The following is a 23,269-nucleotide window of genomic DNA, read 5'->3' as shown; positions in this document are numbered from 1 at the left end:
AGAACAGTCCTAAACGAAAAACGGCCCCTGCAATGAGGAGCCGTTTATATTTACGTCAGATTAAGGGATTAGCCTTTAATTTGCGCGTGCATTTCCTGAACTGAAATGACTTTTTCAGTCGCGTCAGCATTCAGCGCCATCGCGGTGGCAAAGCCGCCGTTCAGCGTGGTGTCGTAATGCACTTTATATTGCAGCGCGCTACGACGGATGAGTTTGGAATCCTCAATCGCCTGGCGACCCGCGGTGGTGTTGATGATGTAAGTGTATTCGCCATTCTTGATACGGTCCTGAATGTGCGGACGGCCTTCATGCACCTTGTTCACCAGACGTGGGTTGATCCCTGCTTCGCCCAGCACAACTGCCGTGCCGTGGGTCGCGTCCAGCTCAAAGCCCTGTTTCAGCAGTTTTGCCGCCAGGTCTACCACACGCTTTTTGTCACCTTCGCGAACAGACAACAGCGCGCGGCCTGGTTTACGCATCGTAGACTGGCTGCCGAGCATCGCTTTCGAGAATGCTTCAGCGAAGGTACGACCCACACCCATGACTTCACCGGTGGAGCGCATTTCTGGCCCTAACAGCGGGTCAACACCCGGGAATTTGTTGAACGGCAGTACCACTTCTTTCACCGAGTAATACGGTGGGATGATTTCTTTAGTCATGCCCTGCTGAGCCAGTGTTTGCCCGACCATGACACGCGCGGCAACTTTCGCCAGCGCCATGCCGGTTGCTTTGGAGACAAACGGTACGGTACGTGCAGCACGTGGGTTCACTTCAATCAGGTAGACTTCGTTATCTTTCACCGCAAACTGTACGTTCATCAAACCGCGAACTTGCAGCTCGAAAGCCAGTTTCTGCACCTGCTGGCGCATCACGTCCTGGATTTCCTGGCTCAGCGTATAAGCTGGCAGAGAACATGCAGAGTCACCGGAGTGAACGCCCGCCTGCTCAATGTGCTCCATAATGCCGCCAATCAGCACGGTTTCGCCGTCGCAGATTGCATCAACATCCACTTCTACCGCATCGTCGAGGAAGCGGTCCAGCAGCACTGGCGCATCGTTCGAAACACTGACCGCAGTCTGGAAGTAACGACGTAAATCAATTTCGTCATAAACGATTTCCATCGCGCGGCCACCCAGTACATAGGATGGACGAACCACCAGCGGATAACCGATATGAGCGGCTTTCTCAACGGCCATTTCGATGGTTGTCACCGTGGCGTTGGCAGGCTGTTTCAGTTTCAGGCGGTCAACCGCGTGCTGGAAACGCTCACGGTCTTCAGCGCGGTCGATAGCGTCCGGGCTGGTGCCGATGATTGGCACGCCTGCCGCTTCCAGTTCACGTGCCAGTTTCAGCGGAGTCTGGCCGCCATACTGCACGATGACGCCTTTAGGTTTCTCAACGCGCACGATTTCGAGCACGTCTTCGAAGGTCACTGGCTCGAAGTACAGACGGTCAGAGGTGTCGTAATCTGTTGAAACGGTTTCTGGGTTGCAGTTAACCATGATGGTTTCATAACCATCTTCGCGCAGCGCCAGTGAAGCGTGTACGCAGCAGTAGTCAAACTCGATACCCTGGCCGATACGGTTCGGACCGCCGCCCAGCACCATGATTTTGTCACGGTCATTATTCGGGTTCGCTTCGCACTCGTCTTCATACGTGGAGTACATATACGCGGTATCGGTAGAGAATTCCGCCGCACAGGTATCAACACGTTTATAAACCGGGTGCAGCTTATATTGCTCACGCAGTTTGCGGATTTCGGATTCACGAACGCCTGCCAGTTTAGCCAGACGCGCATCAGCGAAGCCTTTACGCTTGAGCATACGCAGGAAGTCATGGTCCAGGCCGGTGATACCGACTTCTTCCACTTTCTCTTCCAGGCGAACCAGCTCTTCAATCTGCACCAGGAACCAGCGGTCAATGTTGGTCAGGTTGAATACGCCATCCACAGACAGACCCGCGCGGAAGGCGTCAGCCACGTACCAGATACGCTCAGCGCCCGCGTCTTTCAGCTCGCGGCGGATTTTAGTCAGCGCTTCCGGATCATCCAGATTCACTTTCGGGTCGAAACCGGTCGCACCCACTTCCAGGCCACGCAGTGCTTTCTGCAAGGATTCCTGTTGGGTGCGGCCAATTGCCATCACTTCGCCGACAGATTTCATCTGCGTGGTCAGACGGTCGTTGGCACCTACGAATTTTTCGAAGTTAAAGCGTGGAATTTTTGTCACAACGTAGTCGATGGACGGCTCGAACGACGCAGGCGTTTTGCCGCCGGTGATGTCGTTCATCAGTTCATCGAGGGTGTAACCGACTGCCAGTTTCGCTGCCACTTTCGCAATCGGGAAGCCGGTAGCTTTTGATGCCAGCGCGGAAGAGCGCGACACACGCGGGTTCATCTCGATAACAATCAGACGGCCTGTTTTCGGGTTAACCGAGAACTGCACGTTGGAACCGCCGGTTTCTACGCCGATTTCACGCAGTACCGCCATCGAGGCGTTACGCATGATTTGGTATTCTTTATCAGTCAGCGTTTGCGCTGGTGCAACGGTGATGGAGTCACCGGTGTGGATACCCATCGGGTCAAGGTTTTCGATAGAGCAGACGATGATGCAGTTGTCGTTTTTATCACGCACCACTTCCATCTCGTACTCTTTCCATCCGATCAGGGATTCGTCAATCAGCAGCTCTTTGGTCGGAGAAAGATCCAGACCACGCTCGCAGATTTCTTCGAACTCTTCACGGTTGTAAGCGATACCGCCGCCGGTGCCGCCCATGGTGAATGAAGGACGGATGATGCACGGATAACCGACGTCAGCGGCAACCGCCAGCGCTTCTTCCATATTATGAGCGATGCCGGAGCGCGCAGTATCGAGGCCGATTTTTTTCATCGCCACGTCGAAACGGCGGCGGTCTTCAGCTTTATCAATTGCGTCTGCGGTCGCACCAATCATGGTGACGCCAAACTCAGCCAGCACACCCTGACGTTCCAGCTCAAGCGCACAGTTCAGCGCGGTCTGGCCGCCCATGGTTGGCAGCACCGCATCCGGGCGCTCTTTCTCAATGATTTTGCGTACCACTTCCCAATGAATCGGCTCGATGTAGGTCGCATCGGCCATCTCCGGGTCGGTCATAATCGTTGCCGGGTTGGAGTTCACCAGCACAACACGGTAACCCTCTTCACGCAGCGCTTTACACGCCTGAGCACCGGAGTAGTCGAACTCACACGCCTGGCCGATAACAATCGGGCCAGCGCCGAGGATCAGGATGCTTTTTATATCTGTACGTTTTGGCATTTTCTTAGCTCCTGATTATTTAGCTGACTTGCGGTAGTGCTTAATCAATTCGATAAAGTGGTCAAACAGCGGCGCCGCATCGTGTGGGCCTGGGCTTGCTTCTGGATGCCCCTGGAAGCTGAATGCTGCTTTATCGGTACGATGAATACCTTGTAAGGTGCCATCGAACAGTGATTTATGCGTCACACGCAGGTTCGCAGGCAGAGTCGCTTCATCCACCGCAAAACCATGGTTTTGCGCGGTAATCATCACGCAATCGCGATCCAAATCTTTAACCGGATGATTACCACCGTGGTGACCAAACTTCATCTTCACCGTTTTCGCGCCGCTTGCCAGAGCCAGCAACTGGTGGCCCAGACAGATACCGAATACCGGTACGTCGGTTTCAAGGAAGGATTTGATTGCACCGATCGCGTAATCACATGGCGCCGGGTCACCAGGACCGTTAGATAAGAAGATGCCGTCTGGATTCATCTTCAACACTTCTTCAGCTGGCGTCTGTGCCGGAACCACCGTCAGGCGGCAGCCACGGTCAACCAACATACGCAGAATGTTGCGTTTCACGCCGTAATCGTAGGCGACGACATGGAACGGTAAATCTTCTTCTTTAGCCGCTTCAGGTAAGTCGCCTTCAAGCGTCCAGCTCCCCTGCTGCCAGGCGTAAGCTTCTTGCGTGGTCACTTCTTTCGCCAGATCCATACCGTTGAGGCCTGGGAAGGCTTTTGCTTTTTCCAGTGCCAGTGCGGCATCAAGGTTATCACCGGCAATAATGCAGCCGTTCTGTGCACCTTTCTCACGCAGAATACGTGTCAGCTTACGGGTATCGATATCGGCGATGGCCACAATGTTATGGCGCTTGAGATAGGAAGAAAGGTCTTCGGTATTGCGGTAGTTGCTGGCAATCAGTGGTAGGTCACGGATGACGAGGCCTTGCGCATGTACCTGGGAGGATTCTTCATCAGCAGCATTAGTGCCGACATTTCCGATATGAGGATAAGTAAGAGTGACAATCTGGCGGGAGTAGGAAGGATCAGTGAGGATTTCTTGATAACCGGTCATTGAGGTATTGAAAACGACTTCCCCAACAGCCTGACCCGATGCCCCAATGGCCCGACCGTGGAATTGGGTTCCGTCTTCCAGAACCAACAGCGCTGACTTAATCAAAACGTCCTCCAGGGAATAAACAGTCAATTTATTTGCATATTAATTCAAAACCATTTCCTGAATCAATGCAAAACAGCCTGTCATTTGGAATTTTGACAAACGGCGGCATTCTAGTGAGAGGCCGGGTAAAAGTCTACCATAAGCGCAACTTTTTATGTGTTTTTTGCCAGTCTGATGGAAAAAAGATGAATTGACCGATGAAATCAACAACTAACTTGTAGTGCGTAATCGGTTGCGGACCAGGAAGAATAGGAAACTAATGATTCAGGGAGTCAAAAGTGGACCAAATGGTCAAAATTACTTTTTATTGGCTAATAAACACCATAAAAATCAATAAAAAACCAAATTAAACTAAAAACCAACCGTAAGAACACATAAAGAAAAGCAATCTTAAAAAATTGTTTAAAAAACAATGATGATAAAAATATAAAAACAACCATAAAAACCGATAGCTATCAGTTTTTATGGCTTAAAACCATTATAAATGGAAGTTATCGTAAAGATATCGCTCAAGACCGAGTAATTTATTTCTGTCGGCAGAACCAAAGAACAATGGCCCTCCCAGACCATTAATCGCAACGCCGCTTGCTGTGATGGCCGCCGACTTAAAATCACCACTTCTTAATGCAGTTGCTGTGTCGCGAGCGAAAACTCTGGCTTCCGAAAGTGAGGCGCTTGTTTCATAGAGTCGCCCTGTTTGCACGCGGTTCAAATTCATCGAAATGCTGTTATAGGCCTGTTGTGAGATACCCACCCCTTGTCTTTGCAACATTTTATTAACGCAATAAACCGCCTGAGCATAAAGGGAAAAATTACCCATACTTAAAATCTGCCCTTCAAGGCTTACCCGACGTGCTAAATCTTGCCCATCCTTACCATTTGGCATCGTATTTTCCTTATACCTGAATCAGATCAAAAAAGTAGTCAGGAGCAAACTGCATGAAATTGCCCTGATACAAGAAATAGTAATTATTAAATTTTACTAATGAATGAATGAAATCGATAAATGTGAGTAACCATACAATATTAATGGTTATCAAGTATTAAGAGACAGGAAAGTATTAAAAGAGAATATAACAAAGGGGAAAAATATAAGGGCAATCAATCAATTGCCCTTTCAACCCGAACCTAAGGTTGCAATAACCACATCACGATGGGTAATAACATTTACAAACTATTCAAATCAAGCACGTCACGCATATCATAAAGACCATTTTTCTTAGCTTTCAGCCACAATGCCGATCTCACTGCGCCATTTGCAAAAGTCATGCGACTTGAGGCTTTATGACTGATTTCAATACGCTCGCCGATGTCCGCAAACATCGCCGTATGCTCACCAATAATGTCGCCCGCACGTACCGTTGCGAAACCAATAGTGCCTGGAACGCGCTCGCCGGTGTAACCTTCACGAGAGTAAACCGCGCACTCTTTCAAATCTTTGTCCATCGCCTGTGCAATGGCTTCACCCATCGCCAACGCTGTGCCTGATGGCGCATCCACTTTGTGGCGATGATGGGCTTCGATAATTTCGATGTCGGTATAGTCGCCCATCACCTTCGCCGCTTTTTCTAATAGTTTGAGCATCACGTTCACGCCCACGCTAAAGTTTGCTGCGAAGACAATCGGAACCTCTGCGGAAGCATCCGTAATCGCCTGCTTGCCCGCATCATCAAAACCAGTGGTACCGATAACCATCCCTTTACCGTGTTGACGGCAAAAGGCCAGGTGATTGAGCGTGCCTTCCGGACGAGTGAAATCAATAAACACATCGAAATCGTTCACCACCGCTTCCAGGCTATCGCTAACGACGACACCTGTTTTAGCCACGCCAGCTAATTCACCCGCATCACTTCCCACTAAGGATGAACCCGTGCGTTCAAGCGCTGCACCCAGTTGTACACCATCCATCTGTAATGCTGCCTGAATCAGTTGTCGCCCCATGCGACCACCCGCACCCGCGATTGCTACACGGACTTGTGACTCATCCATATTCACTCTCTTTATTAATTAATCTGTATTTAAAACATTCTCAGGTTAACCAGCCCTGCTCAGGGCCGCCACTCGAAAACACCGATAATAAGAAATTTATGACAAAACGGGGGAATTATCAGTAAAAGACATTATTCCCATAAAAGAATCATGGAATTGTATGGGATTGATACAGTTCTCTGCGCCGCCAGTTCACATCGGCGACCGAACTCCCTAACTCAATGGACCCCTGGAGCAATAAATTAAATCGGGAGCTAATGTTGCGCGTTAAGCGACTTTGCAGGATACAAACGGCCTCACTCCCCAGCTCGCGGCACGGCTGAAAAGCGGCGGTTAATCCCAACGATTTTATTTCGTCCATTTCATGTGAATAAGCACAACTCATGACGGAAATATCTTCTGGCACCTGGAGCTGAAGGTTTTTCAGTTCACTAAGTACAGCTCGCGCAATCGCTCCTCCTCCACATAAAATGGCCGAAGGCAGTTGTTCTCTGGAACGCTGCTCAAGGTATTTTTTGAAATTCGCCCGCGCTTCTGGCTCGCCGTAACCTTTTGTGACCAGCAAATGTTCCGACTCATCAAAAACAAGATGGTGATCCTGGCAGGCCCGTTTAAACCCTTCGAGGCGCTGGATCATGGTTTCCCGGCGCAAATCGGTAAATAACAGTACCTGTCGATGGCCTTTTTCTAACAAATGTTTTGCCGCACTATAACCAATGGAAGCATGATCTGGCGAAACACAATCAAGCCGCATCTTTTTATCTCTGCCATTAATGGTCACGACCGGTTTATTGCTTTCTGCCGCCAGGCGATACAAAGACTCATCATCAATACCAATAATTATTACGCCATCGACATCTTCCTGGTTGATGTGCTTCATAAATAAAGTTGTGTCCGCTTCGTTAATATCCAGTGAGCACTTTTTAACATGAATATCGTAATGTGAAATTTCTGAAATAATCCCCTGAATCACTTCGTAATAATAATGATCGCCATGTGATGAAAAGGCAGCAGCCGGAGCACAGACTAATAATGAATTCATCAGTAAACGGCTGGCAGGGATGTCACGTAAAATACCCATATAACGTGCGTGGTAAAAAACTTTTTCTTTTGCCTGCGGGCTGACATTATTTTTACCCGCCAGCACTCTTGAGACCGTGCTCGGCGAGAGTCCTGTCAGCCCGGCTATCTCTTTGATTTTCAACTTCCCCGTCATTTTGTGATCGATGCCTCATTAGCGTTTTGACATTATTTTCATGACTAACTCTTTCTCATCACATGCATTTTTCTTTCATCGCTACAGCGCTATTTATACTGTGCAATTCCTGTCATAAATAGCGGTTGTGTGCAAAAAAAACCATAACTATGCTCTCAAAAATGATTCTTGATAAAAATAAACCGTAATAAGGGAGAGCAAAATGCAACGAATCGCTATTATTGGAACCGGTAATATTTCCCACAACCATATCCAGGGCTATCTGGAATTTCCTGATCGCTGCCAGATTGTCGCACTGGTAGATATCTACCCGGAAAAAGCCGAGGCAAAGAAAAAACAATACGGGCTGACTGAAGCAAAAGTTTACAGCAACCATAAAGATATTCTGAATGACCCTTCCATTGATGTGTTTGATATCTGCACCCCGCCGTATGTCCACGCCGCTATATCTATTGATGCACTGAATGCGGGTAAGCATGTTCTGTGCGAAAAACCGATGGCCGCTTCGCTTCAGGAATGTGACGCGATGATTGCCGCCGCGCAAACGAGCGGAAAAACGCTGTCTATCATTGCGCAAAACCGCTTTACCGACGCGTTCTGGCGTTTAAAGAAATTGCTCGAAAGTGACCAAATCGGCAAAGTTTGCCATGCGCAGGTGGATTCATTCTGGTGGCGCGGGCATTCCTATTACGACCTGTGGTGGCGCGGGACATGGGAAAAGGAAGGCGGCGGTTGCACGCTAAATCATGCGGTACACCATATCGACGCCATTCAGTGGATGCTCGGCTTCCCGACTGAAGTGGTGGCCATTACCACCAACGTTTCCCACGACAACGCAGAAGTGGAAGACCTTAGCGCCGCGATTTTCAAATACGATACCGGTGCATTGACGCAACTGACAGCTTCCGTGGTGCACCACGGCGAAGACCAAAAAATCGTGATTCAGGGCGAGAAAGCCCGTATTTCCGCACCGTGGGACAAATTCGCCAGTATCGCCGCCCCCAATGGTTTCCCGATTGAAACTCGCGATACCCCGCTGGAAAACCAGCTTGAAGATAGTTACCAGTCGGTGCCTCGCCTGAAATGGACGCTGCATACCGGGCATATCGACAACTTCCTGCACGCACTGCAAACCGGCACCGCACCGCTGGTCGATGGCCCGCAGGGTAAGCGTTCGCTGGAACTCATCACTGCAATCTATAAATCAGCCATTACTCGCAGCATCGTCTCATTGCCGATTGGTAGCAGCGACCCGTATTACCAGACTGGCGGCCTGCTGAAGCTGGCCCCTCACTTCTTTGAAAAATCAGCCTCGGTGGAGAATTTTGCCAATGAGGATGCCATTCCACTGGGTAAAAATATGGAGGCAGATTCATGAGCATCAAAGACGGAATGAATTACGCGCCAAAAGGCAAACCGCAGCCAGTGGTTCAACCGGGGGATTTTGTTTTTGCCGCCGCCGCACTTGATCACGGCCACATCTACGGCATGTCCAACGGCCTGATTGAAGCGGGTGCGACGTTGAAATGGGTTTACGACCCTGATCCGCAGAAAGTGCAGCAGTTTGTTAAGCAATATCCGCAGGTAAAAGTCGCCCCCTCGCTTGATGTGATTCTTAACGATGACAGCGTAAAACTGGTTGCCGGAGCGGCGATCCCTGATGAACGTTGCGCCCTTGGCCTGAAAGTGATGGATGCCGGGAAAGATTATTTCACCGATAAAGCGCCGCTGACCACACTGGATCAACTGGCTGCTGCTAAAGCGAAAGTCACCGAAACCGGGTGCAAATACGCAGTCTATTACAGCGAACGGTTACACGTTGAAAGCGCAGTATTTGCCGGGCAACTGGTGCGCGACGGCGCAATCGGACGAGTCATCCAGACGCTGGGCATGGGGCCGCACCGCGAAGGCCAGGGGCGTCCGGACTGGTTCTACTTTAAAAAGCGTTTCGGCGGCATTCTTTGCGATATCGGCAGCCATCAAATCGAACAATTCCTTTTCTATACCGGAAACAGCGAAGCTCAGGTTGTGGCGGCGCAAACAAACAACTTTGCCCATCCCCAATACCCTGAATTTGAAGATTTTGGCGATGCGATGCTGAAAGGCGAGAACGGAGCCAGCGGCTATTTCCGTTGTGACTGGTTTACCCCACAGGGTCTAAGTACCTGGGGCGACGGGCGCCTGACGCTGCTGGGCACCGATGGCTATATCGAAATCCGTAAATACGTCGATATCACCCGCCAGGAGCAAGATGTGGTGTATCTGGTGAATAAAGAAGGGGAATTCCGCTATCCGGTCGCCGGTAAAGTCGGCTTTCCATTCTTCGGCGAGCTGATTCGGGACTGTATGAATCGCACCGAAAATGCCATGACTCAGACGCATGCCTTCAAAGCCGCCGAACTGTGTGTACGCGCGCAAATGCTGGCTAACGGGGTGAAAGAATGATGAAGACGACGCAAGCCGCGGTCGTCGGGTGTGGAGCCATCCACACCTTGCACGTGGAGGCAATTCAGTCCAGTCCCGCCAGCCAATTACGGGCGATTGTCGACATCGACCCAGTAAAAGGCCAGGCACTCGCTGAACGTTACGGCTGCGATTATTATGCCGATTACCGCGAAATGCTGAGTGATAGCGAGATTGAGGTGGTGCACGTTTGCACCCCGCACGCCGCGCACAAAGCGATCATCATCGCCGCACTTGCCGCCGGGAAACACGTATTCACAGAAAAACCGGTGGCGCTAAATCCTGGTGAAGTCAAAGAGATCAAACATACGCTGGCAAATACGGCTGCCCGGCTTGGCGTTTGCTACCAGAATCGCCTGAACCCCAGCAGCCAGAAGATAAAAACGCTGCTGGAAAACCATCGCTACGGAAAAGTGTTGAGTATTAAAGCGATGCTGACCTGGAGCCGTTCCCACGATTATTACACCCATAGTCCATGGCGTGGGAACTGGGCAAGCGAAGGCGGGAGCCTGTTAATCAATCAGGCGATTCATACGCTGGATTTAATGCAGTGGTTTGCCGGAGGCGTGACATCGCTCAAAGGCGTGGTGGAAAGCAGTTTTCTGGGTGCAGCGACTGAGGCTGAGGACACAGCCATCGCCAATATGGAATTAGCCAACGGTGCGCGGGGGATTTTTTACGCCACCAACTGTAATACCACTGACTCGGCGCTGCTGTTGGAGATCCACTGCGAAAAAGGTTTACTGCAACTTCATCACAATGATTTGTGGTTTATTTCAGGCGAAGACAAAGAATTACTGATCAGTGATGAAGCACCTAATGCAGCGCAAAAATGTTATTGGGGCAACAGTCACCAGCAGGCCATTAATAATTTTTATCACTCTATAAATAATGCCGACAACCATAATTACGTTGATATTCATCAGGCGGAAATATCACTTCGGATGGTCGAAGCTATTTATCGGTCGTCGATAACCAGGAACTGGACAGATATTTAAACAATCATTTTCCTATTCACCTTACCTTTACCCGAAATAATTCTAGTCATATGAAGCATGACGGGTATAGAAACGGAATAATAATATGAAACCTACAGAACGCAGAGTTGGTTACGGAAGAGCCATAGGATATGGTGTTACTGATTTATTTGGCGGCGGAGCATTTGCTATTATTGGCACCTGGCTTCTATTTTTCTACACCACTTATTGTGGATTATCGGTACTGGAAGCCGGTTCTATATTTGCCATTGCCCGCGTAATAGACGCAGTATTAAGTCCGATTATGGGTTACATCACCGATAACTTCGCCAATACCTGGTTGGGAAAACGCTTCGGTCGCCGCCGCTTCTTCTTATTACTCAGCGCCCCACTGATGTTTTTATACGCCCTGCTTTGGGTGACCGATATGGGCTACTGGTATTATCTCGGCACCTATCTCTCCATTGAACTGCTATCAGCTATGGTGCTGGTCCCATGGGAAACACTGGCTGCCGAGATGACCAACCGTTATGCCGAGCGTGCTCGTTTATCCGGCGTAAGAATGATCTGCTCACAGTTAGGCGGGTTCCTCGCGGTGTCTGTTCCAGGCGTTATCATGCAATTTACTGGCAAAGATAACCCGATGACGTACACCTACACAGGCCTGCTTTTCTCTGTGATTTTCTGTCTGGCCGTCTTTACTACCTGGATGTGTACCTGGGAGGCAAAAGATGTGCGAGAGGAGTTCGAACCGGAGCCTGAAGGCGCAAACAGTGGCAATCTTTGGCATCATTTAAAAAGCCTCGTGTTAGACCTTCTGTCCTCATTTAAAATTAAAATGTTCCGCCAGCACATCATTATTTATATCGCATCATTTACAGCGATGGATGTATTTGGTTCGGTATTTACCTATTACGTAATTTATGGATTACATCAGGATGCCGCTGCGGTATCAGGTTATTTAAGCGTCGCGGCATTTGTTTCGGTTCCCGGAACATTTGTCTTTATGATGATGCTCAGTAAATTTGATTTCACGCCATCCGCAGCGCTTCGTATCTCGTATAGTTGTATACTCGCCGTATTAGCCTTCCTGTTTTACGCCTATATCACTGACCTGGCAGTCTCAGTCATTGTATTCTCCGGCGTATTTGTGGTGCTGGGTGTGGCGCGTGCGGGTCTTTATTTTATCCCGTGGAATATCTACAGCTTCATTCCCGATGTTGACGAAATCGTCACCAAAAAACGTCGCGAAGGGATTTTTGCCGGCGTCATGGTTTTAACCCGTAAGAGCACCGTCGCACTGGCGATTATGATGATTGGCCTGGTACTGGAAGCAAGCGGCTTTGTAAAAGGCCAGGGCGCACAACCTATCGGAGCATTACATGCGATTGTCGGTTTGATGGTCTTTGCCACCGCAGCCTTGCTGTCCATCAGCTTCTATATGACATTCAAATTTAAGCTCACCCGCGAAACCCATAAAACGCTGATTAAAGAAGTCGCCCGGTTGAAACTAGGCGGAAACCTGGAAGACTGCGATATGGAAACCCGCAAAGTGATTAAAGACCTGACCGGTTACGAATACGACAAAGTCTGGGGTAATACGCCAGGGCGTAAACCGGTATCAGTCTTAACGCCGGAATCGCCTTAGGAGCCAAAACATGCGCACACAATGGAGCAAACAACAGGCCACAGAGTGGCACAAAAAACAGGGCTGGATTTGTGCATTTAACTACCTGCCGCGCACTGCCGTGAACTGGACGGAACTTTGGCAGCGCGAAACCTTTGATGCCGAAACCATCGATCAAGAACTCGGTTGGGCACATGAAAGCGGCTATAACCAACTGCGCATCAACCTGCCGTTTATTGTCTGGCAGCATGACCGCGCCGGGCTTCTGGCACGGATTGAACAGTTTCTGGCGATTGCCGATCGTCACCAGCTAAAAGTGATGTTAACGCTGATGGACGACTGTGGTTTTTCCGGCGACGAACCCTTTTTAGGGCCACAAAAAGCCCCCGAACCAGGAAAACATAACAGCCAGGCGGCGGCGAGCCCTGGGCGCGAAACGGTATGCAACCGCGACAGGTGGCCGGAGCTTGAACGCTATATACGTGACATTGTTCGCCATTTCAGAACCGACTCGCGTATCGCCATCTGGGATTTATATAACGAACCAGGCAACCGTGGCACCTTTGCAACAGGTCTGGAAGAAACGTTCTTCGATGAAAAGCTGGAAGTGTTTGCGCTTGAATTGCTGCATCACGTTTTCGAGTGGGCGCGGGATGAAGATCCGCAGCAGCCGCTAACCGTGTGCGCGTGGCATATCTCGCAGGATCCTGATGAACCGGAGGCGGAGTATTTCGCGCACCCGATCGATAAGGCAGCCGCCGAACTTTCGGATGTGATCAGTTTCCATGCTTATCTCGCCACGCCGAAAATGCTCCAGGTTTTGCGCTTCTGGCAACAATACCAGCGCCCGATTTTGTGTACCGAATGGCTGGCACGCCATGTTGGCAGCATGATGGAAGAACAACTGCCGCTGTTTGCTGCCCTGAACGTCGGTTGTTACCACTGGGGGCTGGTGCGTGGCAAAACACAAACCACGCTTCCCTGGCCGTCGGTGCGCAAAAGTGGCGTGGATTACGCGCATCTGTGGTTCCACGATGTGCTGGACGAATACGGAATTCCGTTTCGCCACAGCGAAATGGCGCTGGTGCGCCGCTTAACTCGTTTATAGCCCGAAACCGCAAGACTCCCGCACCACCAGCGTGGGCGGGAGAATAATGCGTTTTGGCGGCTCGTCATTGCCCTGAATGCGGCTAAACAATAACTCCCCGGCTTTGCGGCCAATCTCTTTCGCGGCTACCGAAACAGTGGTCAGCGCGGGCTGGACGAGAGAAGCTTCGGTAATATCATCAAATCCTACCAACGCAAAATCCGCGCCCGGCTGGCGGCCCATTTTGCGCAGCGTCTGCATCACACCCAATGCCACGATGTCCTGATAACAGACTGCTGCCGTGATTTCCGGGTAACGCCGGAACAACTCTTCAGCCACGCGTGCGCCGTCACTTTGGCTGGCGAGTGATGAAATCACCCATTCGCGTTTCGGCTGGATACGATGCTCCAGTAATTTACTGCTGTAGCCACCAATACGCTGGGCGCGGCTGATGGAGTTTTCGCTGCCGCCGATAAAAGCGATGTGACGGTGGCCAAGACGCAGCAGATGTTGGGTCGCGAGCTGAGTGCCGAGGAAGTTATCGGTGCCGACAAAATCGAAATCGACATCGTCCATTGGTCGCACCACCATGATCGCAGGAATGTTACGTCGCTTGAGGGTTTCGAAAAACAGCGGCGGCGTCTCCCTTGCCGCGCACAACACCATTCCGCAGGCGTTATTACGCATCAGAGAATCAACAAACTTTTGCTGGCGTTCACCCGACTCCTCGCTGTTTGCGAGAAATAGCAGCAAGTCGTGGCGCTCCATTTCCTGGCTCAAACCCGCCGTCATTTCGCCATAAAACGGGTTGGTGATGTCGTGCAATAACAACCCGACCTGGTTGCTGGTGCGATTGCGTAGATTCGCGGCCGTCTGGTTATACACATAACCCAAATCGTCCAATGCCTTGAGTACGCGCTGGCGAGTAGCGTCAGAAATTCGGCCTCGATTACGCAGCACCATCGAGACGGTCGCGGTTGAAACTGCCGCCTGTTTTGCCACCTGGGCAAGGGTAACTGTGCTCATCGGTACTCCTCACAATTAAGCATTTCCCAATAGATTAATCGAATAACCCAATATTTGCTTAAAACCCTGTGAAAGCCATCACAGATAACTCAGGTTTAGGCAACATCTTGCTAAAACTGGTGGGTTAATCGCGTTTACCACCCTGTTCAAAGTGGGTTAATCGATTAATCTTAATCTATCAGAAACAGGGAGAATATTATGCATCCGGCATCATACGATAAGTATCCCGAAGTCAGGGTTTCAGGGTTTGACCATCAGGCATGGCAAGGCTGGTCTGCTATCAAGCAAACCATCAGCGCCCCTCTCACTCGCAGCGCAAAAACGGTGCTGGTGATTGACTGCTATCCCGGCGTTCAACTCGACGAGTTGCACACACAACTGATTACGCAACTGAATCCTGAACTTGTTATCAATGCAGAATCTGCACGGTTGAGCGAGCAGCATCTGCATGACTTGCTGGCGCATAACCTTACCGATGACCGCGTGTTTGGCGTGCTTTCCTGCCACGAGCTGACCGAATTTTTCTGCCCGGACAAACTGGCGGCATTGCAACAGCAAGTGGCAGAAACAACGCAAGGCCTGGTCGTGATTTACGGCCCTGGCGCGGCCTTTGTTCATCCGGGTGATGTACTGATTTATGCCGATCTCGCCCGCTGGGAAATTCAGCAGCGTTTTCGCCGTGGCGAACTGGGAAACTGGGGTGCGAACAATACCGATGAAGATATTCTGCGCCGCTATAAACGGGCCTTTTTTATTGAATGGCGGGTGTTTGATCGCCATAAAACACCCCTGCTAAAGCGGGCAGACTTCCTGCTCGATACCAATAATGCAGAGCAACCGGTGATGATCAGCGGTGAAGCGCTACGCCATGGCCTGCAACAAACTACGCAGCAACCTTTCCGCGTGGTGCCGTTCTTCGACCCTGGAGTATGGGGCGGACAATGGATGAAAGACAAATTCGATCTCGATCCCTCAAAGCCAAATTACGCCTGGTGTTTTGACTGTGTGCCCGAGGAGAACAGCCTGTTACTGCGTTTTGGTGATGTGCGGATCGAGATCCCCTCTCAGGATCTGGTGTTGCTCTACCCACGCCCGCTACTTGGTGAGCGTGTGCATGCCCGATTTGGTGCGGAATTCCCGATCCGTTTCGATTTCCTCGATACCATCGGTGGGCAGAATTTAAGCTTCCAGGTGCATCCGGTGACCGAATACATCCAGCAGCATTTTGGGATGCATTACACCCAGGATGAGAGTTACTACCTGCTGGAAGCGGAGCCGGGTGCAGAAGTTTACCTCGGAACAAAAACCGGCATCACACCGCAACAGATGCTCGACGATTTGGCGGCCGCCCAACGTGGTGAGAAAGCCTTTGATGATGATAAGTTTGTGAACCGCTTTCCGGCACGCAAACACGATCACTTCCTGATCCCTGCAGGCACCGTACACTGCTCAGGATCCGGCGCGATGGTGCTGGAAATCAGCGCCACACCGTACATTTTCACCTTTAAATTGTGGGACTGGGGGCGCTTAGGTCTTGATGGCCTGCCACGCCCGGTACACCTGGAACATGGCGCACAGGTCATTGACTGGCAACGCGATACTCAGTGGGTGACTGAACATCTGGTGAACCATTTCGAGCCCATCGCCGCTGGAGATGGCTGGCGCGAGGAGCGCACCGGCCTGCACGAACGGGAATTTATCGAAACTCGTCGTCACTGGTTTACGCAGCCTGTGACACACCATACCAACGGCGGAGTCAACGTGCTGAACCTGGTAGAAGGCGATGAAGCGTTGGTCGAAAGCCCGAGCGGCGCATTCGAACCCTTTGTCGTGCATTACGCCGAAACCTTCATCATTCCCGCAGCCGTTGGGGAATACCGCATTTCACCGTACGGTCGCGGTGCTAGTCAGCAACTCGCCACCATGAAAGCCTGGGTAAGGGGATAAAAATGATTAATGTGATTCTGGCAACACACGGTTCACTGGCAGATGCACTGCTCACCAGTTCGCGCATGGTATACGGCGAATTGCCGCATGTGTTCCCCATCATGCTCACGGAAAACAAGGGCATCAACAGTTTTGCGGATGAGTTTGCCGCCGTGTTGAAACAGGCCAGCAAAGGCGCCGATGGCGTGTTGGTGTTGTGTGATTTGCAAAGTGGTACGCCATGGAACATCGCCTGTCATCACGCGTTTGATCCGCAAACACAGCCGCCTGTGGCGGTTCTGGGAGGAGTGAATTTCCCCATGCTGCTGCTGAGCGATGAGATAAAAGATCTGCAAGATGTTGAGCAGGCCGCCGCGCAATTGCTGGAGCAAACACAAGAAACACTGGTACAGGCACGCCTGGCTGAAGCTGCGCAATCGGATGATTTCTAAGGGGGCACGATGAGTATTTCATTTGTACGTATCGACGATCGGGTGATCCACGGCCAGTTAGTGACTCGCTGGGCAAAAGAGCTTCCGTGCGATGGGATCATTGCGATTGACGACGCGGTCGCCGCGGATCCTCTGCTCTCTTCAGTCATGAAAGGTGCGGTGCAGGACATCAAAGTCTGGCTGTTTGATACCGCAACGGCTATCGAAAAACTGCCCAGGATCATCGCCAGCGAAAAACACTATTTCGTAATCGGCAAATCCCCCGTCACGCTAAAACGCATCGAAGAAGCAGGGATCAGCCTGCAAAACAGCAATAAAAAAATCAACGTTGGCCCGATGAGCGCACGTGCCACTACGACGACAATTGGCCCTAATCAGTCTGTAAACCCGGAAGAGATAGCCGCGTTCGACTACCTCCTGCAGCGCGGGCACCAGATTGAATTTCGTCTGGTTCCCGATGCCAGCAGCTATAGCTGGCAGGACGCGCGCCTAAAACTCAAATAAAGGAGTGCATTATGGCTTTTGAAGCGGCTTTGATCGGCATTCTCTGTTACCTCGGTGCCTTGAGCAGCCCATGGCTGCTGGGGCTTACCGGCGGCTGGTATCTGATTACCCGCCCGTTGGTTTCAGGAATGTTGGTAGGATTTATTCTCGGCGATGTTCAAACCGGGATTATCATTGGCGTGGCGGTTCAGGCCGTGTACATCGCGATGGTAACCCCCGGCGGTTCGATGCCAGCCGACCTGAACTTTGTTGCTTTTCCGGCCATCGCGCTGGGTATTCTTTCCAATAAAGGCCCGGAAGTTGCCGTGGCGTTAGCCGCCACAATCGGGATTGCGGGTACGGTGTTGTTCAACGCCATGATGGTGCTGAACTCCTGGTGGAATCACCGCGCGGATATCGCGCTGGAAAAGGGCGACGAGCGCGGCGTATATCTCAACAGCGCTATCTGGCCGCAAGCGACCAACTTCCTGATGCGTTTTATTCCGACGTTTATTGCCGTCTATTTTGGCGCGCAGTACATCAATGCCTTTATGGACAGCCTGCCGCAAATCGTCCTTTCCACCATGAACGTGCTGGGCGGCATTCTGCCAGCGGTGGGTATCGCGATTCTGCTTAAACAAATCATCAAAAATTACAGCATGCTGATTTACTTCCTGGTGGGGTTTATCTGCATCGTTTTCCTGAAGTTAAACATGGTGGCGCTGGTGATTGTCGGGGCGCTGCTGGCGTTGATTCACTACAACTACAAACCCGAGCCGCAGGCTGAACGCGTAGCCTCAACCACTACTGATGATGAGGATGAATTCTGATGGAAGAACGTAAACTCACTCGCCAGGATTTACGCCGCTGCTGGCGCAGCTGGATGATGTACAACCTCTCCTCCATGAGCTTTGAACGCCTTGAATCATTCGGTTTTTGTTTGAGCATGCTGCCGGTGGCGAAAAAGCTCTATCCCGATGAGCAACAGCGTAAGGAGATGCTCAAGCGCCACGCGTCGTTTTATAACACCGAGCCGCAATTGGGGGCGATTGTGAACGGCATGGTGCTGGGGCTGGAAGAAAAGCGCGCCAATGGCGAACCGATTGACGGCGAAACCATCAACACCCTGAAAGTGGGACTGATGGGGCCGGTGGCGGGAATTGGTGATTCGATGATCCCCGGTATGCTTATCCCGATTTTGCTCAGTATTGGTATGGCGTTGGCGGCGGGCGGTAATATCCTCGGGCCGCTGTTTTATTGCGTAGCATGGCTTGGGATTATCATCCCCGGCTCGTGGTTCCTGTTCCTCAAAGGCTACCGCATGGGGTCGACGTCGGTAGAAATGCTGGTGAGCAGCAAATCAACCCGCCTGCGCGAGGCGCTGTCGCTACTCGGCGTATTCGTGATGGGCGGCGTGGCGGCAAGCTACGTGAAGCTTGGCACCGGGCTTGAGTTTGTCACCAAAGATGGCGTGAATATCCATGTGCAGCAGATGCTGGATGGAATTTTCCCGAATCTGCTGCCGCTGCTGGTGGTGATTGGCACCTGGTACTTGATGGCTAAGCGCGGAGTTTCGCCGGTGAAAGCGATGCTGTTGCTGCTGGTGTTGGCAGCGGCGGGAGTGGCGGTGGGGTTGTTTTCTTAAAAAATGGTGGATGACGCTGCGCTTATCCCCCCTACCACACCGAACCCGTAGGTCGGGCAAGCGCAGCGTCACCCGACTTCATTAAGGATGGAAACCCACCCACTTCTGACTCACCATCCCCGGCTTCGATATAAACTGAAACCGCGCGGGCTCATCAATAAATTGCTGATACAACGGCTCATCGGTAATGCCAAACTCGCTGTAGCAACGCGGTGACGTCACCTGTAATCGCCCCGGCATATAATGGCGATTATGTTGCCAGGCAATGTGTTCATCCTGCAAAAGTGGATACCACGCCAGGCCTTTGTAGGCGCGGACTGCCTCGTATTCAAAACCGTATTCTCTGTCGCACCATGCGCCAAAGGTTAGCGGCTCATCAGGCGAAGCGGAAATCGTGGCATGTGCCCAGCCCGGCGGCACCAGCACTTTCTCCCCAGGCCCTGCGAGCACAGCAAAACAGCGCCCCGGATCGTCAGCAACATATTCCTGCATATAGATGATCGCTTTGCCCTGCCAGATTTCATAGAGCTCTGGCGGCGACCAACCGCTATGGCTGCTGATGCGGTGAATATGCCCCTGACTGCGGATCGGTTCATCACCCAGCCGCCCGGAAGCGTAAGTCACCACACCAAACAGCAACATCCGTTTTTTGAGTTCCTCGCGATCCTGTAAACGCGCCACATCCATAACGATGGCATAAACATCTTCCGGCCCTTCACAATGCGGATCGCGTAACGATGCGCGGATGCTGTCAAGTTTGCGGATCTCCGGCAACGGCCCAATCACCTCTTCGCCGTAGCTAAAGCCCATTGGCTGGTGGTGCACCTGCATATCCAACCCAAAGTTGAGACACGAGTCAGCCATTTTGCACCTCTTTTGCCTGAATTTTTCCGTCTTGTTCTACGACGCGTATGGCAAAACCTTTTTCCAGCGCGGCATAGTCATGCCCGGCAACCGAGGGCCAGACAGCCAGTGCTGAGAGGATTTCGGTACCGGTGTTTATAAGACGGTGTGCAGTAAATCCAGGAATGATGTGGACAGAACCCGGCGACACTTGTTCAAGATGCGCTTCGCCCTGCTCGTTTTGCAGCAATAACAAGCCGTTACCACACAAGCCAAAATAAACCTCGCCTTGCTCACGTCGCTGATGGAAATGCCCACGTGTCATATAAAACTCGTCGCCGACACGCCCCGGATTCAAATGGGTGGTCCCGACGAAAAGCTCACCTTCCCCTTGCGCAGACGACAGCATTTCGACCTGGTAAATGACCGTATTAGATGGCAGTGCTTGCCAGGACGCCTCATCGTGAAACACCCCCACAAGAGAGCTGCTATTTGTCACTTTAGTAATGATATTTTCGGCCGTGAAATGGCCGTTCAGGAATGCCACACCCGGTGGCATGTTGACAGGAATCTTCATCTTTTTTCTCCGGCCCAAGGAGAACTGCTTAATCAGCATAGCAAGGTTAATCGATTAACCCTACGTCCAGGCGGGAGAACTTCGATCTGCGTCGCGTTAAATATTTAAGGCGCTAGCGCTAATACCTCGGCGACCCAGCGCTGGAAACCGACGACGTCTAAATCCAGCGCCACTTGCGCGTTAGGTTCACGCTGATAACGCCCTTCGATATCCACCGCTGTGGTGCCTGCGGTAAATTCACCGTGGGTTTCCACCGCAACAAAACACGCTTTCGTCTGGAACAGTTCAGGCTTCACAAGCCAGGCGATGGCGCACAAATCATGCATTCTCAGGCCCGTCGTCATGCTGCCGCTCCGGTAATGACTAAAGAGCGCATGCAACATTTTCCCGGTTTGATTCAGTTCAGGAAGGGTTGCGAGATACGCCGGAGTGAGCATCGCCTGGTTGGTCACGTCGAGACCGCACATCACTATCTCCAGTCCGCTTTCAAAGACTCGCGCCCCCGCTTCCGGATCGATGGCCAGATTAAACTCAGCATTTGGCGTGAAGTTACCGCGCCCTGCGGATCCCCCCATGATCACCAGACGTTTGATCTTCGCTTTGCAGTCTGGGTACTGAGTAAGCAGCAAAGCCATGTTGGTCAGAGGGCCAATTGCCACCAGCGTGATGGGCTCAGGACTTGCGTTTAAACAGTCATAGATAGCCTGGAAAGCAGGCTTATCCAATGGCTTACGTTGGTGTTCAACAAAGGCATAGCCCTCCATGCCTGACTCGCCGTGAACATAGGCGGCATCACGTAATTTACGGACTAACGGTGTGGCGGCACCTTGTGCAACAGGAATATCCTGCTGCCAGAAATGCATCAGTTGCAGCGCATTACGCGTTGTTTTCTCAACACTGACGTTCCCTGCCACCGTGGTCAGAAGCTTCAAATCGAGCTGTGGGGCAAAAAGGGCTGCGGCTATCGCGACTGCATCGTCAATACCTGGATCGGTATCGAGAATGATTGGGGTTCTGCTCATGCGTACTCCATAAAAAAATGCCAGACGATGTAAACCGGCTGGCATTTTCTCATTTTCGCTAATTGTTTGCGTTGCGTTACCCGACTTCTTTCACATCCAGTCGTAGTTCACGCGGCACTTCAAATACGATGTTTTCTTCACGGCCAGTCAGCTCACGGGCCTCACTGCCGCCCAAATCACGCAGACGTGCCAGAACGTTTTGCACCAGAATATCTGGCGCGGACGCTCCTGCGGTGACTCCCACACATGCGGCACCTTTGACCCACTCTTCCTGAATATCGGTCGCATCATCAATCAGATACGCCGCTTTCCCCATACGCTGCGCAAGTTCGGCAAGACGATTAGAGTTAGAGGAGTTTTTCGAGCCAACAACCAGCACTACATCGGCTTCATCAGCTAACGCACGTACGGCTTCCTGACGGTTAGTGGTGGCGTAGCAAATGTCGTCTTTACGTGGGCCGATAATTTTCGGGAAGCGTTTACGCAGCGCGTCAATCACATCAGAAGTGTCATCCACAGAGAGCGTGGTCTGGGTCATAAACGAAAGCTTTGCTTCGTTTTTCACATCCAGTTTACTGACATCTTCCGGTGATTCGACCAGGTACATTCCGCCTTTCGGGTTGTTGTACTGGCCCATGGTGCCTTCCACTTCCGGGTGGCCGGCATGGCCAATCAGAATGGACTCTTCACCACGACGGCTGGCGCGAGCCACTTCCATATGCACTTTGGTGACCAGCGGGCAGGTTGCATCAAACACCGTTAAATCACGGCCTTTGGCTTCGCTACGTACCGCCTGGGAAACACCGTGCGCCGAGAAAATTAGGATTGCGCCATCTGGCACTTCACTGATCTGCTCGATGAAAATAGCCCCACGTTCACGCAAGCTGTCGACCACGTAGCGGTTATGCACCACTTCGTGACGGACATAAATCGGCGCACCGTAAATGGCCAGCGCGTTTTCAACAATGCTGATAGCGCGGTCTACCCCGGCACAAAAACCGCGTGGGTTAGCCAACAGGATCTGCATTCAACGCCTCCAGTACCGGGTCAATTTCCAGCACTTCGATATCAAAATGAATGGTTTGCCCGGCAAGTGGGTGATTAAAATCAACAGTGATGGAATCGCCGTTAACCTCACGCACTACACCTGGCATCTCGCTGCCATCCATTGCGGTGAACAACATAATTGCACCCGGCACCGGCTCGCCCGCGTCAATAAACTCACGACGCGAGAAATACTGGATCATGTCAGGGCTTGGAATACCAAACGCCGACTCAGGTGCCAGAGAGAATGCTTTCTTGTCCCCTGCTTTCAAACCGACAAGCTGGTCTTCCATGCCTGGCGACAGTGTGTCGTCGCCCAGCGTGAAGAGTGCCGGTTTGCCATTATTGCGGGTCGACTCGGCAGTGGAACCATCTTCAAGTTTCAGCGTGAAATGCACCAAAACTCTGCTATTGGCCTGGATAGACTCAGCCATG

General features: G+C 51.5%; 21 protein-coding genes. 10 read left to right on the top strand and 11 right to left on the bottom strand.

Annotation, left to right across the window (positions count from 1 at the left end):
* Window positions 1–68: 68 nt before the first annotated feature.
* The 5 genes from carB to WBL83_RS13155 all read right to left on the bottom strand — a co-directional run bounded on the left by carB (window position 69) and on the right by WBL83_RS13155 (window position 7,650).
* Window positions 69–3,293: a carbamoyl-phosphate synthase large subunit gene (gene carB, locus WBL83_RS13175; protein WP_424589574.1), complete on the bottom strand. Its 3,225-nt coding sequence runs from the start codon at window positions 3,291–3,293 to the stop codon at window positions 69–71.
* Between the two features lie 15 nt (window positions 3,294–3,308).
* Window positions 3,309–4,457, bottom strand: coding sequence for a glutamine-hydrolyzing carbamoyl-phosphate synthase small subunit (carA, locus tag WBL83_RS13170; RefSeq protein ID WP_424589573.1), 1,149 nt, complete (start codon window positions 4,455–4,457; stop codon window positions 3,309–3,311).
* 478 nt (window positions 4,458–4,935) lie between these two features.
* A complete protein-coding gene (locus WBL83_RS13165) occupies window positions 4,936–5,343 on the bottom strand; it encodes a hypothetical protein (RefSeq protein WP_424589572.1) in 408 nt (135 codons plus the stop codon).
* Window positions 5,344–5,624: 281 nt separating this feature from the next.
* Window positions 5,625–6,446 (bottom strand): 4-hydroxy-tetrahydrodipicolinate reductase, encoded by an 822-nt coding sequence (gene dapB / locus WBL83_RS13160; RefSeq protein WP_424589571.1) that lies wholly within the window; start codon window positions 6,444–6,446, stop codon window positions 5,625–5,627.
* A 148-nt stretch (window positions 6,447–6,594) separates the two neighbouring features.
* On the bottom strand, window positions 6,595–7,650 hold the full coding sequence (locus WBL83_RS13155; RefSeq protein ID WP_424589570.1) for a LacI family DNA-binding transcriptional regulator: 1,056 nt from the start codon (window positions 7,648–7,650) through the stop codon (window positions 6,595–6,597).
* A gap of 214 nt (window positions 7,651–7,864) precedes the next feature.
* On the opposite strand from WBL83_RS13155, the gene WBL83_RS13150 reads away from it, so the two are divergent.
* From WBL83_RS13150 to WBL83_RS13130, 5 genes are all read left to right on the top strand, one after another.
* Window positions 7,865–9,040, top strand: a complete 1,176-nt coding sequence (locus WBL83_RS13150) for a Gfo/Idh/MocA family protein (RefSeq protein WP_424589569.1) — start codon at window positions 7,865–7,867, stop codon at window positions 9,038–9,040.
* Window positions 9,037–10,107, top strand: coding sequence for a Gfo/Idh/MocA family protein (locus WBL83_RS13145; RefSeq protein WP_424589568.1), 1,071 nt, complete (start codon window positions 9,037–9,039; stop codon window positions 10,105–10,107). Before WBL83_RS13150 ends, WBL83_RS13145 begins: the two co-directional genes overlap by 4 nt.
* The gene (locus WBL83_RS13140) at window positions 10,107–11,123 is read left to right on the top strand and encodes a Gfo/Idh/MocA family protein (protein WP_424589589.1); all 1,017 of its coding nucleotides are present in this window, start codon (window positions 10,107–10,109) and stop codon (window positions 11,121–11,123) included. Before WBL83_RS13145 ends, WBL83_RS13140 begins: the two co-directional genes overlap by 1 nt.
* 85 nt (window positions 11,124–11,208) lie before the next feature.
* Window positions 11,209–12,750 carry an MFS transporter gene (locus WBL83_RS13135; protein ID WP_424589567.1) on the top strand — a complete coding sequence of 514 codons (1,542 nt, stop codon included), beginning with the start codon at window positions 11,209–11,211 and terminating at the stop codon, window positions 12,748–12,750.
* A 10-nt stretch (window positions 12,751–12,760) separates the two neighbouring features.
* Window positions 12,761–13,837 (top strand): cellulase family glycosylhydrolase, encoded by a 1,077-nt coding sequence (locus WBL83_RS13130; protein ID WP_424589566.1) that lies wholly within the window; start codon window positions 12,761–12,763, stop codon window positions 13,835–13,837.
* Here WBL83_RS13130 and WBL83_RS13125 read toward each other — a convergent pair.
* Complete coding sequence (locus WBL83_RS13125; protein WP_424589565.1) at window positions 13,832–14,842, bottom strand: LacI family DNA-binding transcriptional regulator; 1,011 nt, start codon at window positions 14,840–14,842, stop codon at window positions 13,832–13,834. The genes WBL83_RS13130 and WBL83_RS13125 overlap by 6 nt on opposite strands.
* Before the next feature lie 198 nt (window positions 14,843–15,040).
* Here WBL83_RS13125 and WBL83_RS13120 point away from each other — a divergent pair, with 198 nt between their 5' ends.
* Genes WBL83_RS13120 through WBL83_RS13100 form a run of 5 tightly spaced genes read left to right on the top strand, consistent with a single transcriptional unit; the run spans window position 15,041 to window position 19,348 of the window.
* On the top strand, window positions 15,041–16,789 hold the full coding sequence (locus WBL83_RS13120) for a class I mannose-6-phosphate isomerase (protein ID WP_424589564.1): 1,749 nt from the start codon (window positions 15,041–15,043) through the stop codon (window positions 16,787–16,789).
* 2 nt (window positions 16,790–16,791) lie between these two features.
* Window positions 16,792–17,220 (top strand): PTS sugar transporter subunit IIA, encoded by a 429-nt coding sequence (locus tag WBL83_RS13115; RefSeq protein WP_424589563.1) that lies wholly within the window; start codon window positions 16,792–16,794, stop codon window positions 17,218–17,220.
* A 9-nt stretch (window positions 17,221–17,229) separates the two neighbouring features.
* Window positions 17,230–17,724 (top strand): PTS system mannose/fructose/N-acetylgalactosamine-transporter subunit IIB, encoded by a 495-nt coding sequence (locus tag WBL83_RS13110; RefSeq protein ID WP_424589562.1) that lies wholly within the window; start codon window positions 17,230–17,232, stop codon window positions 17,722–17,724.
* Between the two features lie 11 nt (window positions 17,725–17,735).
* The gene (locus WBL83_RS13105) at window positions 17,736–18,533 is read left to right on the top strand and encodes a PTS mannose/fructose/sorbose/N-acetylgalactosamine transporter subunit IIC (RefSeq protein ID WP_424589561.1); all 798 of its coding nucleotides are present in this window, start codon (window positions 17,736–17,738) and stop codon (window positions 18,531–18,533) included.
* Entirely contained in the window at window positions 18,533–19,348 is an 816-nt protein-coding gene (locus tag WBL83_RS13100) for a PTS system mannose/fructose/sorbose family transporter subunit IID (RefSeq protein ID WP_424589560.1), read from the top strand. Before WBL83_RS13105 ends, WBL83_RS13100 begins: the two co-directional genes overlap by 1 nt.
* Before the next feature lie 81 nt (window positions 19,349–19,429).
* Here WBL83_RS13100 and WBL83_RS13095 read toward each other — a convergent pair whose 3' ends face one another.
* The 5 genes from WBL83_RS13095 to fkpB all read right to left on the bottom strand — a co-directional run bounded on the left by WBL83_RS13095 (window position 19,430) and on the right by fkpB (window position 23,268).
* Window positions 19,430–20,212, bottom strand: coding sequence for a glucose-6-phosphate isomerase family protein (locus WBL83_RS13095; RefSeq protein ID WP_424589559.1), 783 nt, complete (start codon window positions 20,210–20,212; stop codon window positions 19,430–19,432).
* Entirely contained in the window at window positions 20,205–20,768 is a 564-nt protein-coding gene (locus WBL83_RS13090) for a glucose-6-phosphate isomerase family protein (RefSeq protein ID WP_424589558.1), read from the bottom strand. Before WBL83_RS13090 ends, WBL83_RS13095 begins: the two co-directional genes overlap by 8 nt.
* Before the next feature lie 104 nt (window positions 20,769–20,872).
* Window positions 20,873–21,790, bottom strand: a complete 918-nt coding sequence (rihC, locus tag WBL83_RS13085) for a ribonucleoside hydrolase RihC (RefSeq protein ID WP_424589557.1) — start codon at window positions 21,788–21,790, stop codon at window positions 20,873–20,875.
* 76 nt (window positions 21,791–21,866) lie between these two features.
* Window positions 21,867–22,817 carry a 4-hydroxy-3-methylbut-2-enyl diphosphate reductase gene (gene ispH, locus WBL83_RS13080; RefSeq protein WP_424589556.1) on the bottom strand — a complete coding sequence of 317 codons (951 nt, stop codon included), beginning with the start codon at window positions 22,815–22,817 and terminating at the stop codon, window positions 21,867–21,869.
* Window positions 22,798–23,268 carry an FKBP-type peptidyl-prolyl cis-trans isomerase gene (gene fkpB / locus WBL83_RS13075; RefSeq protein WP_424589555.1) on the bottom strand — a complete coding sequence of 157 codons (471 nt, stop codon included), beginning with the start codon at window positions 23,266–23,268 and terminating at the stop codon, window positions 22,798–22,800. Before fkpB ends, ispH begins: the two co-directional genes overlap by 20 nt.
* Between the last annotated feature and the right edge of the window lies 1 nt (window position 23,269).

Origin of the sequence: Buttiauxella sp. (genome assembly GCF_049686335.1) — a bacterium.
GTDB lineage: Bacteria > Pseudomonadota > Gammaproteobacteria > Enterobacterales > Enterobacteriaceae > Buttiauxella.
This window is presented reverse-complemented; position numbering and strand designations above follow the sequence as displayed.

Bases quoted from the DNA above. Each gene is read 5' to 3' on its own strand.
- carB (WP_424589574.1), bottom strand. From the start codon at position 3,293: ATGCCAAAACGTACAGATATAAAAAGCATCCTGATCCTCGGCGCTGGC.
- WBL83_RS13110 (WP_424589562.1), top strand. From the start codon at position 17,230: ATGAGTATTTCATTTGTACGTATCGACGATCGGGTGATCCACGGCCAG.
- WBL83_RS13135 (WP_424589567.1), top strand. From the start codon at position 11,209: ATGAAACCTACAGAACGCAGAGTTGGTTACGGAAGAGCCATAGGATAT.
- WBL83_RS13100 (WP_424589560.1), top strand. From the start codon at position 18,533: ATGGAAGAACGTAAACTCACTCGCCAGGATTTACGCCGCTGCTGGCGC.
- WBL83_RS13130 (WP_424589566.1), top strand. From the start codon at position 12,761: ATGCGCACACAATGGAGCAAACAACAGGCCACAGAGTGGCACAAAAAA.
- WBL83_RS13115 (WP_424589563.1), top strand. From the start codon at position 16,792: ATGATTAATGTGATTCTGGCAACACACGGTTCACTGGCAGATGCACTG.
- WBL83_RS13095 (WP_424589559.1), bottom strand. From the start codon at position 20,212: ATGGCTGACTCGTGTCTCAACTTTGGGTTGGATATGCAGGTGCACCAC.
- rihC (WP_424589557.1), bottom strand. From the start codon at position 21,790: ATGAGCAGAACCCCAATCATTCTCGATACCGATCCAGGTATTGACGAT.
- dapB (WP_424589571.1), bottom strand. From the start codon at position 6,446: ATGGATGAGTCACAAGTCCGTGTAGCAATCGCGGGTGCGGGTGGTCGC.
- WBL83_RS13150 (WP_424589569.1), top strand. From the start codon at position 7,865: ATGCAACGAATCGCTATTATTGGAACCGGTAATATTTCCCACAACCAT.
- WBL83_RS13165 (WP_424589572.1), bottom strand. From the start codon at position 5,343: ATGCCAAATGGTAAGGATGGGCAAGATTTAGCACGTCGGGTAAGCCTT.
- WBL83_RS13145 (WP_424589568.1), top strand. From the start codon at position 9,037: ATGAGCATCAAAGACGGAATGAATTACGCGCCAAAAGGCAAACCGCAG.
- WBL83_RS13105 (WP_424589561.1), top strand. From the start codon at position 17,736: ATGGCTTTTGAAGCGGCTTTGATCGGCATTCTCTGTTACCTCGGTGCC.
- WBL83_RS13140 (WP_424589589.1), top strand. From the start codon at position 10,107: ATGAAGACGACGCAAGCCGCGGTCGTCGGGTGTGGAGCCATCCACACC.
- WBL83_RS13120 (WP_424589564.1), top strand. From the start codon at position 15,041: ATGCATCCGGCATCATACGATAAGTATCCCGAAGTCAGGGTTTCAGGG.
- WBL83_RS13125 (WP_424589565.1), bottom strand. From the start codon at position 14,842: ATGAGCACAGTTACCCTTGCCCAGGTGGCAAAACAGGCGGCAGTTTCA.
- ispH (WP_424589556.1), bottom strand. From the start codon at position 22,817: ATGCAGATCCTGTTGGCTAACCCACGCGGTTTTTGTGCCGGGGTAGAC.
- WBL83_RS13090 (WP_424589558.1), bottom strand. From the start codon at position 20,768: ATGAAGATTCCTGTCAACATGCCACCGGGTGTGGCATTCCTGAACGGC.
- fkpB (WP_424589555.1), bottom strand. From the start codon at position 23,268: ATGGCTGAGTCTATCCAGGCCAATAGCAGAGTTTTGGTGCATTTCACG.